This is a genomic window from Aeromicrobium sp. Leaf245 (assembly GCF_942548115.1).
Taxonomy (GTDB): Bacteria; Actinomycetota; Actinomycetes; order Propionibacteriales; family Nocardioidaceae; genus Aeromicrobium.
The window spans coordinates 1,744,630-1,758,253 of record NZ_OW824151.1; the positions used below are offsets into that span (position 1 = coordinate 1,744,630).

A 13,624-nucleotide genomic window follows, 5' to 3' on the forward strand; every position below is an offset into this window, starting at 1 on the left:
ACGCCTCAGTCGGCGTGCTCGGGGGGCCAGACGACCGTGAACCGCTCGAAGACGACCTCGACGTGGTCGACATCGGCGTCGTCGGCCAGCCCGAGTCCGCGCGCCACGTAGCGGCGGTGCTCCCGCAGCCAGGAGTCACGGGTGCGGTCGTCCTCGCCCTCGTCCCATGCGAAGACGTCGTCGACGGAGTCGAGCCGTCCCGAGCGCACGTCGGTGGTGCGCAGCACGACGCGTGACCGCCCGGAGCCGTCCTCCACCACCCAGTGGCCGCCCAGCACGACGGGCTCGTCGGGGTCGGGCAGTCCGCAGGTGGCCCGCTTCGGGCCGTGGAGCACGTAGTCGAGGAGCCGGTCCGCCATCGCGGCCGAGCTGCCGAACGGTCCGACGGCGGGCACCTCGTCGCGGTGCTGCGGGTGCGCGGCGACGTAGGCGGCCCAGAGCGGATCGTCGCTCACGACCAGCCCGCCTCGTCGAGTGCGCCCGGGACCTCGACGTCGGGCGACGCGTCGTACGGGGTCCGGGTGAACGCGAACGTGGCGAGGTCCAGCTGGACGGGCCGGCCGTCGGCGTCGCGGCGCACCGTGAGCCGCTCGTTCTCGTAGTAGCCCTCGAGACCGACCCACGCACCGTCGGCGGTGGAGGCGAAGCGCGCACCGCGGCCCTGCCCGGGCTCGCCGAGGACGAGCCGGTCCCCGTCGAGCCGGACGGTGTAGCGGGACGTCCCCCAGAACCAGTCACCCACGAGGTCGAGCCTCTCCCGCTGGGCAGTCGCACGGCGCCACGGCGGCGAGGCGACCGGCTCGCGATCGCGCACGAGGTCCAGCAGGTCGGTCCCGACCGGGCCCAGACCCGAGGTGGTGTTGGCCAGCACCACGACGCCGTCGCCTGACTCGACGTCGACGCGCAGCGAGGCCAGGAAGCCCGGCATGGATCCGCCGTGGCCGACGTACCGGCGGCCCGCGACGTTCCAGACCTGCCACCCGAGCGCGTGGGCGCCTGTCCACGGCTGTCCGGTGACGTCGCTCACCGCGACGGGCCGGAGCATCTCGCGCAGCGTGGCGTCATCGAGCAGCCCGGCGGTGTGGCCGGCGGCGAAGGCGGCCCACCGGGCCAGGTCCTCGGCGCTGGACCAGAGCTGGCCGGCCGGGGCCAGGGCGGCGGCGTCGTGCTCGGGCTCGACGTGCGCCAGGTCGGCGAACGGGTGGACCGCGAGTCCGGGGGCGGCGTCGTCGGTCGGCCGGTGGCTGGTGGCCACCATGCCGAGGGGATCGAGCAGGTCCTCGTGCACGGTGTCGTGCCAGGGCCGACCCCGCAGCCGGGAGACGAGCTCGCCGAGCACGCCGAAGCCGGTGTTGGAGTAGTGGAAGCGGGTGCCGGGCGTGAACAGCAGGCGCGGTCCCGACGCCAGCAGCTCGTCCCAGGCCTGGCCGGGCGTCCGCTCCCACCACGGTCCGTTGGTCTCGGCCTGCAGGCCCGACGTGTGGCTCAGGAGCTGGGCGACCCTGACCGGTAGGTCGGTGCCGCTCGCCGCCCGGGGCCCGTCACCCCCGCCGAGCTCCGGCAGGTGGTCGCCGATCCGGTCGTTCAGGTCGAGCAGGCCGGCGTCGCGCAGCTGCAGCACCTGGGTGCCGACGAACGTCTTGGTGATGGACCCGATCCGGTACTGGGTCCGCGGCGTGGCGAGCGGGGAGTCCGCCTTGCCGTCGAGGTGGCCGGCCGCACCGCTCCACACCACCGCACCTCCGCGCACGACGGCCGCGGTGACCGAGGGGACGCGGCGGCGGACCTGCTCCTCGGCGAGACGGGCGTCGAGCGCGCGCCGGGTGCCCTCCAGCAGTGGTCCGTCGTCGGTGGCGGGTCGGTCCTCAGGCACCGGCGGCGGCCAGGTCGCTCGCCAGACGCACGAGCGTGCGGACCGACACCCCGGTCCCGCCCGACGGCGTGTAGCCGTGCTCGGCCCCGTCGTTGAACGACGGACCGGCGATGTCCAGGTGCGCCCACGGGGTCTCGCCGACGAACTCGCGCAGGAAGGCGGCCGCGAACAGGGTCCCGCCGTACGGCTTCGGGTTGTGCTGGCGGATGTCGGCGATCTTGGAGGACGTGACGGCGGACTTCATCTCCTCGACGATCGGCAGCGGCCACATCGACTCCCCGGTGGCCTTCGCGGCGTCGAGCACCGACTCGCTCAGCGCGTCGTCGTTGCCGAGCACGCCGCTGGTGCGCTCACCGAGCGCCACGACGCACGCACCGGTCAGCGTCGCGACGTCGATGATGTGGTCGGCGCCGGCCTCCACCGCCAGGGAGAGACCGTCGGCGAGCACGAGGCGACCCTCGGCGTCGGTGTTGTGCACCTCGACGGTGGAGCCGGAGCGCATCGTGAGCACGTCGCCGGGGCGGGTGGCCGAGCCGCTCGGCATGTTCTCGGCGAGGCAGGCGAACGCCGTGACCTTGATCGGCAGCCCGAGCTCGGCGATGGCCAGGGTCGCGGCCACGACCGCGGCCGCGCCCGCCATGTCGATCTTCATGGTCTGCATGCCGGCGCCGCTCTTGATCGAGAGGCCGCCCGAGTCGAAGGTGATGCCCTTGCCCACGAGGGCGAGGTGGGTGACGGGCTTGCGGGGCTCGTAGCTGAGGCGCACCAGGCGGGGCGGCGCGTCGGACCCGGCGCCCACGCCGAGGATGCCGCCGCAGTGCTCCTTCTCGAGGCGCTTCTCGTCCCACACCGAGACCTTGACGGGGGTGCCACCGGCGCGCTCGACGATCTGCTCGGCGAAGGCCGGCGGACGCAGGTCGCCGGGCGGGGTGTTCACCCAGTCACGCGCCAGGGCCGTGGCACGGACCACCACGGCGGCGCGCTCGACGGCGTCGACGACCGTCGACTGGCGGGCGAAGGCGGACAGCACGGTCAGGGTCCGCACGCGATCGTCGTCGGACGTCGGCTTGGTCTTGTAGGCCTCGTAGCGGTAGGAGCCGAGCAGGGCGCCCTCCGCCACGGCCGTGACCTCGTCGCCCTCGGCCGGGTGCAGGGCCAGCGCCACGGACGTGGCCTTGGTGCGGGCCGCCGCACGCACGCCGCTCGCGGCCGCACGGCGCAGCTCCTCCGCATCGGGCTCGGCGCTCAGGCCCACGGCCACCACCGTCGAGACCTTGGCGGCCTCGCCGGCAGGGACGGTGACGACCTGGCCCTTCTCGCCGGTGAAGCCCAGCAGGGCCAGCGTCGAGGCGTGGTCGCCGGCGTCGTCGTCGTTGCGCACGCCCAGCACGAGGACGTCGGCCTTGACCGACGACGGCTTGGCTGTGCTGACCGAGACGTCAGGCAGAAGGGACTCGTTCACGCGCGACGGCGTCGAAGGGGCCATGGATCCCATGTAATCACGCAGGCCGCTAGGTTGAGTCGCATGGACCTGCTCCGCTCGCCGCTGCACGACCACCACGTGGCCCTGGGGGCCAAGATGGCCGAGTTCGGCGGGTGGACGATGCCGCTGGAGTATCCCTCGGAGTCCGGCGGCGGGGTGCTCGCCGAGCACGCGGCCGTGCGGGAGGCTGCGGGCCTGTTCGACGTGAGCCACCTGGGCAAGGCGAGCGTGCGGGGGGCGGGCGCCCTCGACCACGTGAACGCCGTCCTCACCAACGACCTGCGGCGCATCGGCCCCGGACAGGCGCAGTACACGCTCTGCTGCGACGAGACCGGTGGCACGGTCGACGACCTCATCGCCTACGTCCGCAGCGAGTTCGACGTCTTCCTCGTGCCGAACGCCGCGAACACCGCCGCCGTGGTCGCGCAGCTGCAGGCGTCGGCCCCGGAGGGGGTCGAGGTCGTCGACCGGCACCGCGAGCTCGCCGTGCTGGCGGTGCAGGGTCCGTCGAGCGAGGCCGTCCTCGAGGCGGTCGGCGTGCCCGTCGACCACGCGTACATGTCGTTCGTCGAGGCGCCCGTGGGTGGGGCCGAGGCCATCGTGTGCCGCACCGGCTACACCGGCGAGAAGGGCTACGAGCTCGTGGTCCGGGCCGACGACGCCCCCGCGGTGTGGGAGGCGCTCCTGGCGGCCGGCGCGCCGCACGGTCTGCGGCCCTGCGGCCTCGGTGCCCGCGACACGCTCCGAACCGAGATGGGGTATCCGCTGCACGGCCACGAGCTGTCCCTCGAGATCTCGCCGGTCATGGCGCGCGCGGGCTGGGCGGTCGGCTGGGACAAGCCCACGTTCGCCGGCAAGGACGCCCTGACCCGCCAGCGCGAGGAGAAGACCGTTCCCCTGGTGCGCGGCCTCGTCGCCGCAGGACGCGGCATCCCGCGTCCCGGCATGGTCGTGCGGTCCGTCGGCCCCGACGGCGAGCCCGGCGACGTGGTCGGCGAGGTCACGTCGGGCACCTTCTCGCCGACGCTGCGCCAGGGTGTCGGCCTGGCCCTCCTGGACCGGTCCGTCGGCGACGGTGACGACGTGGTCGTGGAGGTCCGCCGGCGTGCGGAGCGCTTCACGGTGACCAAGCCGCCGTTCGTGACGACCTCGACCTGACGACTTCCGACGCGACACGGGCCGTGGCCTGCGCGACGATGACCGGACCGACTGCTGGACCGAACGAGGAGGACGGCGATGAGCTGGAGCTGGGTGCTGGAGACCGCCGACGGGCAGGACAAGGGCCGGTCGGAGGAGTTCGACAGCCGCGGTGACGCGGAGTCGTGGGTGGGGGAGACGTTCTCCGAGCTGATCGACCAGGGCGTCGACCAGGTCCGGCTGCTCGACGGCGACACCGAGGTCTACGGACCGATGTCGCTGCACAGCGCGTAGCCGTCGAGCCGCTCGCCGCCCGGGGCGTGCGACGCGGGACCCGGCCGCTTCACGGTTGGGCGGACGCGCCGCCGGCCCGGTCGTAGCACTCCGCGAGGAGGGCGAAGGCCGAGACCAGCTCCGGCGGACCGACGACGTCCATCGCCGACTCGAACCTCCCGAACCAGGCGGCCAGCGCGCCCCAGGACCAGGAGCCGGTCTCGATGCTGCAGCGGTGGTCGTCGAGTGCGACGAGCACCCCGTCGTCCACGAAGGGGCGTACCTCGTGCGCCGGCCGGTGCAGCACGACCGTGCCGCGGCAGGGCCACGCGTCCAGGTCCGACCCCTTGAACCGTGCCGACACGAACGCCTGCACGTCGCTGCCCGGCACGGACCGTGGCCGGAACCGCGGCCCGGTCGGCGTGCGCGGGCCGACGCGGTTGGCGCTGAAGATCCGCCAGTCCTCGCGGTCGAGGTCCCACCCGACGAGGTACCACCGTCCGGAGGAGCTGACCAGGTGGTGCGGCTCGACACGTCGCGCCGCAGGGACGTCGTCACCCGCGTCCGGTGCTCCTCTCGCGACGTAGTCGAAGCGGAGGACCTCGCGATCCCGTATCGCATTGGCGAGGGTGACGAGGACGTCGACCGCCACGCTCGGGCGTGCCGTGCCCCCGGGTCGGATCGTGGTCACCTGCAGCGCGTCAAGGCGGTGCCGCAGCCGCGCGGGCATCACCTGACGGATCGTGACGAGGGCGCGGACCGCGGCCTCCTCGATGCCGACGCCGGAGGCCGGTGCGGTCTGCAGCGCGACGGCCACCGCGACGGTCTGGTCGTCGTCGAAGAGCAACGGCGGCAGCTCGGAACCGGCAGCGAGCCGGTAGCCGCCGTCCGGCCCCGTGGCGGCCTGGATGGTGTAGCCCATCTCCCGGAGTCTCTCGACGTCGCGGCGCACCGTGCGGTCGCTGACCTCCAGCCGCGAGGCGAGGAGGGGACCCGGCCAGTCCCGCCGTGCCTGGAGCAGCGACAGCAGACGCAGGAGTCTGGCGGTCGTGGTCACAGGATCGAGATTACGTGGAGTTCAGGACAGAATCTGACCTGAACGGGTGCCACGGTGGGTCCACCGGCCGACGCGGCCGGCCACCACCGAAGGAGAAGACATGACCATCCAGACCGTCACCCACCTGAACTTCCGCGGCGACGCCCGCGCGGCGCTGGAGCTCTACCAGTCCGTGTTCGGCGGCCACCTCGCCATCACCACCTACGCCGACGCCGGCATGCCGGCCGACGCGCCCGGGGCGGATGCAGTCCTCTTCGGCCTGGTGTCCGCCGACAACGGGTTCCGCGTGATGGGCTACGACGTCCCCGGCCGGACCGAGGGCATGCTCGTCGGCGGAGGCACCACCCGCCGGGAGAACCACACGACGCTCACCGACCAGGCGGTGTTCGTCTCGGTCGCGTCGGACACCCTCGAGGAGCTCCAGGGCTACTGGGACGACCTCGCGGTGCAGGGCGTCGTCGTCGAGGCGCTCGCGGCCTCGGCCTGGAGCGCAGGGTTCGGCATGCTCACCGACCGGTTCGGCGTCACGTGGAGCTTCAGCGTCGTGCCGTCCTGACCGCGTCGCGGCGGCGCTGCGACCTGGTGGTCTAGTAGCGGTCCCGCAACGGGGCGCCGCGATCGATGGAGACGGCCGGCAGCCGGAAGCGACGCAGCTGGGTGCTGCGCAGCACCGAGTAGCCGACGGCACCCTTCGTGGGGGTGTCCGGGAACCGCTCACGCAGACCGCGCTTGAGGCCGCGGACCATGACCACCTCGTCGAGGATCGTGAGCAGCAGCATGACCGCCCAGGCGTAGAAGACGACGAGCTGGGCCCAGGGCTGGTTGATGAAGCTCAGCACCAGCACGAGCAGCAGGATCGGGAGCAGGTACTCGGCGACGTTGCGACGGCGGTCGACGAAGTCCCGGGCGAAGGCGCGGACCGGTCCGCGGTCACGGGGCGGCAGGTCGGAGCCCTTGCCGGCGCGGAGCGCCTCCTGCTGCCGCTGGCGCAGCTGCGCGCGGGCGTCGCGCTCTCGACGCATCTGCTCCTTGCGCGTCAGGGGCGTCTTCATGGCCTTCTTGCGGGCGGCCTCGGCCTCCTTGCGACTGGGAGTCGCGCGGCCCTTGGCGTTGTTGCTCTGGCGGTCGTCCGGGGCGGCGTTGTCCTGCGTCACGGCGTCACCCTACACAGGAGGACCTCGCCATCCTCACCCCTGCAGGCGGTCGTCCACGTCGCGCGCGATGGTCGCCTGCTCCTGCGTCGGGACCGACGTGTCACCCGTCGCGACGAGGACCACGACGACCTCGGCGCGCCGGAACACGACCACGCGGAACCGGTTGCCGGCGCCGTCGTCGTAGTCCCAGCCCACCTGCTGGTCGCCGAGCCCGTCGAGCTCGTCCTCGGGGACGGGCTCGGTCGTGAACCCCTCCTCCTCGCACGTGGTCCGGACCGCCACGAGAGCGTCGAGGGTGTCGGTGGCGGCCTGCTCGTCCGCGACCATCCCGTACTCGAGCACGGAGCGCGGCAGCCCCTCCTGCTCGTAGTAGGAGACGCGACCCTCCTTGACGTCTGCGGGCTCCGCGGGGACGCCGCAGTAGCGGGGCTTGCCGGGGTTGCCCGAGATGCGCTCGCTGGCCGGCACGCGGACCCAGCCCTTCGGCAGCCCGTCCTCCGGCAGGATCGTGAGGTCGGCGCGCTGGTCGGCGGACGTGCGCTCGGGCGCGGCGGGCTCGTCGCCGCCCGTGCAGCCGCTCACCGTCACCAGGAGGGTGACGGCGAGCAGCGACGCGACGCGGGTGAACGGGTCACGGACCATTGCGGATCGCCTCCTCGAGGATGGCGGCCATCTCCTCGTGTCCTCGGTCGTTGGGGTGGTAGCTGCCGTTCTTGTCGGGCTTGCCGTCGGCGATGCGGACCTCGATGTTGTTCATGCAGGCGTTGGAGGTGCCGATCTCGCACCCGTTGAAGGCGTCGTACATGTCGACGTACTGGAAGGCACCGGGGTTCTCCTCGTTGAGCTCGTTCACGAGGTCCTCGATCTGGCCGTCCATGTCCTCGACCAGGTCGTTGATGGCCAGGATGTCATCGGTGTCGATCTGCGTGCCGTCGCTCCACGCGCTGCCCGGGTCCTCGGGGAAGAAGCGCGGGTAGCCGAGCACCAGGATCCTCGCGTTGGGAGCCTGCTCGCGGATCTGCGGCAGCAGCTCGCGCATGTTCTCGATGGCCTGGGCGATGTTCTCGTCGGCCTCGTCGCGCTCGGACTGGTTGTCGAAGCAGCTGTGGAACGGGTTCATCCCGTCCTTGATGCACTGCTCGAGCGTGTTCGCGAACTTCGCGTCGTTGCCACCGATGGTGAAGGTGACCAGGCTGGTGTCCTCGTCGAGGTTGTCCAGCTGCGCCGGTTCATCGTCGTTGTCGCTGTTGGGCTCGGTGAAGTCCTCGGTGACGGCACCGGAGCAGGCCGCGAAGGTGTAGCCGCCGGCGAAGTCGAACGTGTCGTTGATCTGCTGGGAGTACGCGCCCTCGGACCGGTGGCACATGTTGTTGTACGGCGCCTCGGTCTGGGTGACCGGGACCTCGACGCAGCCGTACTGGTGGCAGTAGAGCTGCGGCTGGGGATTGCCGTCCTCGTCGAGGTTCTCGTAGTAGTCCTCGGCCTCGGAGGCGTAGTTCTCGTCGGTGTCGGGGTCGTACTCCGAGCCGCCCTCCCCGGAGGAGAAGGAGTCGCCGAGGGCGACGTACTCGCCGGCCTCGGCCTGCTCCTGCGGTGTGAGCGACGGGTCGAGATAGGTCGGCACCGTCGAGTCGCCGGGCAGGGGTGCCGTGGGCTCCGGCACCTCGCCGCAGTCGCTGCCGCCGGTGATCTCGCAGATCTTCGTGCTGACGGTGGCCCTGATGGGCTCGCTGTTGGCCGTGATGGTCCAGACGATCCCGCCGACCAGGATCGCGGCGAGGACGATGACGCCCACGAGCTCGAGCGAGCCTTGGCCCCGCTCGAAGCGTCGTGGTCGCACTGTCTGCATGGCTCCATGGAAGCGAGACGGGTACCCGGGCGCCCAGGGCCCTGGGACCCAGATGCTCCGCTGCGGCGTCCGTCGGTCGTGCAGCCCCGGTCGTGCACGGTGCCCGTACTCTGGCGCCATGGGGATCGGACGCAGGATTCGCGACATCTGGCGGTCGCGGTCGCACCAGGAGCTCGACGGCGACGCGTTGCGCAGCTCGCTCGACGACACCTACCGCGGTCAGCTGGCCCACCTGCAGCGCGTGCGTCGCGGCGTCGCGGACGTCACCACGAGCCGCAAGCGCGTCGAGGTGCGGCTCCGCCAGCTCGAGCAGCAGTCCAGCACCTTCGAGGGCCAGGCGCGCGAGGCCGTCGCCCGGGGTGACGACGACGCGGCCCGCGCGGCACTCGGGCGCAAGGTCGGGCTCGAGGAGGCCCTGGCGGACCTGCGCGAGCGGCACGCCGCCCTCCAGAAGGAGGAGGCCACGATCACCGACGCGGCGACCCGCCTGGAGCAGAACATCGAGGACTTCCGGCTCCGCAAGGACACGCTCACGGCCCGCCAGTCCGCGGCCGAGGCCCGTTCGCAGCTGACCAGCGCCGACTCCGGCATCACCTCCTCGCTCAGCACCGTCAACCAGCAGATGGAGGCGGCCGAGCGGCACACCCGAGAGCTCGAGGCCAAGGCCGACGCCGTGGACGAGCTCGTCGCCGACGGGGTCGTCGCGCGGCCGGGCGAGGACACCGCCGACCTCGAGGCGCGCCGCTTCGACCGCGAGCTCGGGATCGACCCGTCCTCCACGGACACCGAGTCAGGGGAGGATGGCCGTGGCCCGCACCAGATTCAGGCCTGACGCGGGGCTCTCCCGACGGATGTTCGGGGTGAGCCTCGGGCTCGGCGCCCTCTACGTCGCCTTCGGCGCGATCCTGATCGCAAACACGAACCTCGTGCTCGGGCTCGTCATCGTCCTCGGTATGTCGTGGGGCCAGTGGTACTTCTCCGACAAGCTCGCCCTGCGGTCCATGGGCGCGAAGGTCGTGACCCCGGAGCAGGCCCCCGAGCTGCACGCCATGATCGACCGGCTGTGCGTCATGGCCGACATGCCCAAGCCGACGGTGGCCGTCGCGGTCACCGACATGCCGAACGCCTTCGCGACCGGCCGCACGCCCAGCCACTCCGCGGTGTGCGTCACGACCGGCATCATGCAGCGCCTCGACGCCGACGAGCTCGAGGGCGTGCTCGCGCACGAGCTGGCCCACGTTGCCAACCGCGACGTCTCGGTCATGACGGTCGCCTCGTCGCTCGGGCTGCTGGCCGGATTCATCACCCGCTGGGGCCTGTACTTCGGCCGGGGCGGCAGCAACCGCAACGGCAACAACCTGCCCTTCATCGCCGTGTTCCTCGTGAGCATGGTGGTGTACTTCATCAGCTTCCTGCTGACCCGGGCGCTGTCGCGGTACCGCGAGCTCAGCGCGGACCGCAGCGGCGCGTACCTCACGGGGCGTCCCTCGAAGCTGGCGTCGGCCCTCACCAAGATCTCGGGCGACATGAGCCGCATCCCCAACAAGGACCTGCGCGACTCCCAGGCCCTGAGCGCGTTCTTCTTCGCGCCGGCCATCAGCCGCGCGTCGGCCGGTGCCCTCATGGCCACCCACCCGCCGCTGGAGCAGCGCCTGGCGCAGCTGGCCAAGGTCGGCGCCGAGCTCTCGGATCCGATCTGATGGGCCCGATCTGATGGGCTGGCTCGACGGGATCCTCGGGCGCTCCAAGCCGCCGGAGGCCGACCTCGACGTGCTGTTCGGCGTGCCCCAGGCGGGGTTGTCGCTGCAGGCTGCCGGCTTCACGGCCACGGGGGCCGGAGCCGTGTGCTTCCGCGACGTCGATGGCGTGAGCGACGACCAGGTCGTGGCCGAGGTGCAGCAGGTCATCGGGACCGACGCCTCGGCGGCGGTCGAGCTGAGCGACGACGGGCGAGGCTTCCGCTGGATGCAGGTGACCCGGTCGCCGGGCGACCTCACCGGCCTGGTCACCGACCTTCACGCGGCGAACTCCTCGCTCGCCGACGCCGGGTACGGACCCCAGCTCCTGTGCTCCACGGTCCTGTTCACGGCACCTTCCGGCGGAGCGCTGGCGCTGGTCTACCTGTTCAAGCAGGGCACCTTCTACCCGTTCGCGCCGGTCGCCGGCCAGCGTCGGGACAACCCGGTCGAGATCCAGGTCCGCGCGCTCGTCGAGGGTGACGTCCCGGTCGAGCCGAAGCTCGAGCGGTGGCTCGCGCTGTGGGGTGCGCCGGGCCTGTCCGTCTAGGGCACTCGGGCGCGCACTGCGGCTGGGGCGTCCGGGTCGGCCGGTCTTGGGTAGGTTGGGACCGTGAGCCTCGACACCCTCTCGACCGCAGAGATCAGCGCCCTCCACGACGAGCAGACGGCCGCCTACGAACGCCTCAAGGCAGCCGGTCTCGCCCTCGACATCACGCGCGGCAAGCCGTCCGCGGCCCAGCTCGACCTGTCGAACGCCCTGCTCGACCTCCCGGGCCAGGACTACAAGGACGGCGCGGGCACCGACACCCGCAACTACGGCGGCATCGTGGGCAACGCCGACCTGCGCGGGATCTTCGCCGAGCTGCTGCACGTGCCGGTCGACCAGGTGGTCGCGGGCGACAACGCGAGCCTGGCGATCATGCACGACCTGGTGGTGCTCGCCATGCTCAAGGGCACGGTCGGCTCGACGCGTCCGTGGTCGCAGGAGGACGAGGTCGTCTTCCTCTGCCCCGCGCCCGGCTACGACCGGCACTTCGCGATCTGCGAGCAGTACGGCATCACCATGCGCACCATCGAGATGCACGACGACGGCCCCGACATGGCCGCCGTGCGCGAGGCCGTCACCGACCCGGCCGTCAAGGGGATCTGGATCGTCCCCACGTACGCCAACCCCACGGGTGCGGTCGTCAGCGAGGCGAAGGCCGCCGAGCTGGCCGCCCTCGAGACCGCCGCACCCGACTTCCGCATCTTCTGGGACAACGCGTACGCCGTGCACCACCTGACCGAGGAGCGCACCAAGACCGCCGACATCGTCGGCCTGTGCGCCGCCTCCGGGCACCCGGACCGTCCCTTCGTGCTCGCGTCGACCTCCAAGATCACCTTCGCCGGGTCCGGGGTCAGCTTCTTCGCCTCGTCGCCGGAGAACGTCGCCTGGTACACGCGACTCATCGGCAAGCGGACGATCGGTCCCGACAAGGTCAACCAGCTGCGCCACCTGCGGCACCTCGTCGACGTCGACGGCGTGCACGCGCTCATGGACCGGCACCGCGAGATCCTCGCCCCGAAGTTCGCGGTGGTGCTCGAGGTCCTGTCCGAGCGACTCGGCGGACACGACGTGGCCACGTGGACCGAGCCCAAGGGCGGCTACTTCGTGAGCCTCGACGTCCCGGACGGCTGCGCGACGAGGGTCGTGCAGCTGGCCAAGGAGGCCGGCATCGCCCTCACCCCGGCCGGTGCCTCGTTCCCGTACGGCAAGGACCCGCGCGACCGCAACATCCGCATCGCGCCGTCGTTCCCGCCCATCGAGGAGCTGCGGACGGCCATGGAGGGACTCGCCACGTGCGTGCTCCTCGCGGCCACCGAGCAACGACTGGCCTGACGACCGTGCGGGTGCTCGTGGCGCCGGACAAGTTCGCCGGGACGCTGGGCGCCCCCGAGGCGGCCAGGGCGATCGCGCGCGGCTGGGCCCGTGCGGCGCCCCACGACGAGATCGTGCGGCTGCCCATGGCCGACGGTGGCCCCGGCTTCGTCGACGCGCTCCACGACGCCCTCGGCGGTCACCTCCACGTCGTGACGGTGACCGGGTCGACCGGGGTCGACGTCCCGATGACGGTCCTCGTCGTCGACGACGTCGCGTACCTGGAGTCGGCACAGGCCTGCGGGCTCCAGCTCGGACCGCCGTCGGCGAGGTCGGCGAGCACGTGGGGCGTGGGTCAGGCGATCGCGGCCGCCGTGGAGCTCGGCGTCGAGTCGGTGGTCGTGGGTCTGGGCGGCAGCGCCACCAACGACGGGGGCGCCGGACTGCTGGGCGCGCTCGGAGCGGTGGCCGACCGCCCGCTCGACGCCGGGCCCGACGGGCTCAGCGGCATCACACGGGTCGACCTCGAGCCGGCTCGCGCGGCAGTCGGCCAGGTGCGCCTCGTGGCGGCGAGCGACGTCGACGTGCCCCTGCTCGGGATGTTCGGTGCGACCAAGACCTTCGGGCCGCAGAAGGGCCTCTCCGACGCCGACGTGGTCGAGGTCGACGGACTGCTCGACCGGTTCGTCGAGGCGGCCTGCGGCTCGACCCCGGCGGAACGGCGGGTCGCGGACTCGCCGGGTGCCGGCGCTGCGGGCGGCCTCGGGCTCGCGCTCCTCCTCCTGGGCGCGGAGCGCCGGCCCGGTGTCGCGGTCGTGGCCGACGCCGTGGGTCTGGACGCCGCGTGCGCCGCGGCCGACCTGGTGGTCTCGGGGGAGGGTGCCTACGACCACACGTCGCGCAGCGGCAAGGTCGTGCACGGCGTGGCGCAGGTGGCAGCACGCCATGCCCGTCCGTGCGTGGCGATCGCCGGCCAGGTCACGGTGGGCGCGCGCGAGATGCGCGCCATGGGCGTGGAGTCGGCGTACGCGGTGCTCGACGTCGTGGGGGAGGAGCGTGCCTTCGCCGATCCGGCCGGCTCGCTGAGCGAGGTGGCCGAGCGGGTCGCCCGCACCTGGTCCAGGTGAGCCCGCGGCGGAGCACGTGGTGATCGCGCCCAGGTCGAGCACGTACGATGGAACAGAACCGGCCTCCTCCTGGT

Annotated in this window: 15 protein-coding genes; 8 read left to right on the forward strand and 7 right to left on the reverse strand. The window is 72.4% G+C overall.

Annotated elements, in window-relative coordinates:
• Positions 1 to 5 precede the first annotated feature (5 nt).
• From NBW76_RS08660 to NBW76_RS08670, 3 genes are read right to left on the reverse strand one after another with little or no spacing between them, the layout of a single operon-like run.
• Positions 6 to 455, reverse strand: coding sequence for an ASCH domain-containing protein (locus tag NBW76_RS08660; protein WP_200914512.1), 450 nt, complete (start codon positions 453 to 455; stop codon positions 6 to 8).
• A complete protein-coding gene (locus tag NBW76_RS08665; protein WP_235493015.1) occupies positions 452 to 1,873 on the reverse strand; it encodes a serine hydrolase in 1,422 nt (473 codons plus the stop codon). The genes NBW76_RS08660 and NBW76_RS08665 overlap by 4 nt, the downstream gene beginning before the upstream one ends.
• The gene (locus NBW76_RS08670) at positions 1,866 to 3,335 is read right to left on the reverse strand and encodes a leucyl aminopeptidase (protein WP_235493016.1); all 1,470 of its coding nucleotides are present in this window, start codon (positions 3,333 to 3,335) and stop codon (positions 1,866 to 1,868) included. The genes NBW76_RS08665 and NBW76_RS08670 overlap by 8 nt, the downstream gene beginning before the upstream one ends.
• A 63-nt stretch (positions 3,336 to 3,398) precedes the next feature.
• On the opposite strand from NBW76_RS08670, the gene gcvT reads away from it, so the two are divergent.
• Positions 3,399 to 4,514 (forward strand): glycine cleavage system aminomethyltransferase GcvT, encoded by a 1,116-nt coding sequence (gene gcvT / locus NBW76_RS08675; protein ID WP_056555550.1) that lies wholly within the window; start codon positions 3,399 to 3,401, stop codon positions 4,512 to 4,514.
• Positions 4,515 to 4,592: 78 nt separating this feature from the next.
• Complete coding sequence (locus NBW76_RS08680; protein ID WP_055965659.1) at positions 4,593 to 4,787, forward strand: hypothetical protein; 195 nt, start codon at positions 4,593 to 4,595, stop codon at positions 4,785 to 4,787.
• 49 nt (positions 4,788 to 4,836) lie between these two features.
• Here the strand turns inward: NBW76_RS08680 and NBW76_RS08685 are convergent, their stop codons facing one another.
• On the reverse strand, positions 4,837 to 5,823 hold the full coding sequence (locus NBW76_RS08685; RefSeq protein ID WP_056555553.1) for a YafY family protein: 987 nt from the start codon (positions 5,821 to 5,823) through the stop codon (positions 4,837 to 4,839).
• 100 nt (positions 5,824 to 5,923) lie between these two features.
• On the opposite strand from NBW76_RS08685, the gene NBW76_RS08690 reads away from it, so the two are divergent.
• Entirely contained in the window at positions 5,924 to 6,379 is a 456-nt protein-coding gene (locus NBW76_RS08690; protein ID WP_056555556.1) for a VOC family protein, read from the forward strand.
• A 31-nt stretch (positions 6,380 to 6,410) separates the two neighbouring features.
• Here NBW76_RS08690 and NBW76_RS08695 read toward each other — a convergent pair whose 3' ends face one another.
• Genes NBW76_RS08695 through NBW76_RS08705 form a run of 3 tightly spaced genes read right to left on the reverse strand, consistent with a single transcriptional unit; the run spans position 6,411 to position 8,826 of the window.
• Entirely contained in the window at positions 6,411 to 6,977 is a 567-nt protein-coding gene (locus NBW76_RS08695) for a DUF3043 domain-containing protein (RefSeq protein ID WP_055965665.1), read from the reverse strand.
• Between the two features lie 33 nt (positions 6,978 to 7,010).
• Positions 7,011 to 7,619 (reverse strand): hypothetical protein, encoded by a 609-nt coding sequence (locus NBW76_RS08700; RefSeq protein WP_056555559.1) that lies wholly within the window; start codon positions 7,617 to 7,619, stop codon positions 7,011 to 7,013.
• Positions 7,609 to 8,826: an SGNH/GDSL hydrolase family protein gene (locus NBW76_RS08705; protein ID WP_162237355.1), complete on the reverse strand. Its 1,218-nt coding sequence runs from the start codon at positions 8,824 to 8,826 to the stop codon at positions 7,609 to 7,611. Before NBW76_RS08705 ends, NBW76_RS08700 begins: the two co-directional genes overlap by 11 nt.
• Before the next feature lie 118 nt (positions 8,827 to 8,944).
• On the opposite strand from NBW76_RS08705, the gene NBW76_RS08710 reads away from it, so the two are divergent.
• From NBW76_RS08710 to NBW76_RS08730, 5 genes are all read left to right on the forward strand, one after another.
• The gene (locus tag NBW76_RS08710; RefSeq protein WP_055965671.1) at positions 8,945 to 9,658 is read left to right on the forward strand and encodes a PspA/IM30 family protein; all 714 of its coding nucleotides are present in this window, start codon (positions 8,945 to 8,947) and stop codon (positions 9,656 to 9,658) included.
• Positions 9,633 to 10,526, forward strand: coding sequence for a zinc metalloprotease HtpX (gene htpX / locus NBW76_RS08715; RefSeq protein ID WP_056555798.1), 894 nt, complete (start codon positions 9,633 to 9,635; stop codon positions 10,524 to 10,526). The genes NBW76_RS08710 and htpX overlap by 26 nt, the downstream gene beginning before the upstream one ends.
• Before the next feature lie 13 nt (positions 10,527 to 10,539).
• A complete protein-coding gene (locus NBW76_RS08720; protein WP_055965673.1) occupies positions 10,540 to 11,112 on the forward strand; it encodes a hypothetical protein in 573 nt (190 codons plus the stop codon).
• 63 nt (positions 11,113 to 11,175) lie between these two features.
• The gene (locus tag NBW76_RS08725) at positions 11,176 to 12,444 is read left to right on the forward strand and encodes an aminotransferase class I/II-fold pyridoxal phosphate-dependent enzyme (RefSeq protein ID WP_056555562.1); all 1,269 of its coding nucleotides are present in this window, start codon (positions 11,176 to 11,178) and stop codon (positions 12,442 to 12,444) included.
• Between the two features lie 5 nt (positions 12,445 to 12,449).
• On the forward strand, positions 12,450 to 13,550 hold the full coding sequence (locus tag NBW76_RS08730; RefSeq protein ID WP_056555565.1) for a glycerate kinase: 1,101 nt from the start codon (positions 12,450 to 12,452) through the stop codon (positions 13,548 to 13,550).
• Positions 13,551 to 13,624: the final 74 nt, after the last annotated feature.

Bases quoted from the DNA above. Each gene is read 5' to 3' on its own strand.
- gcvT (WP_056555550.1), top strand. From the start codon at position 3,399: ATGGACCTGCTCCGCTCGCCGCTGCACGACCACCACGTGGCCCTGGGG.
- NBW76_RS08680 (WP_055965659.1), top strand. From the start codon at position 4,593: ATGAGCTGGAGCTGGGTGCTGGAGACCGCCGACGGGCAGGACAAGGGC.
- NBW76_RS08690 (WP_056555556.1), top strand. From the start codon at position 5,924: ATGACCATCCAGACCGTCACCCACCTGAACTTCCGCGGCGACGCCCGC.
- NBW76_RS08700 (WP_056555559.1), bottom strand. From the start codon at position 7,619: ATGGTCCGTGACCCGTTCACCCGCGTCGCGTCGCTGCTCGCCGTCACC.
- NBW76_RS08705 (WP_162237355.1), bottom strand. From the start codon at position 8,826: ATGCAGACAGTGCGACCACGACGCTTCGAGCGGGGCCAAGGCTCGCTC.
- NBW76_RS08710 (WP_055965671.1), top strand. From the start codon at position 8,945: ATGGGGATCGGACGCAGGATTCGCGACATCTGGCGGTCGCGGTCGCAC.
- NBW76_RS08720 (WP_055965673.1), top strand. From the start codon at position 10,540: ATGGGCTGGCTCGACGGGATCCTCGGGCGCTCCAAGCCGCCGGAGGCC.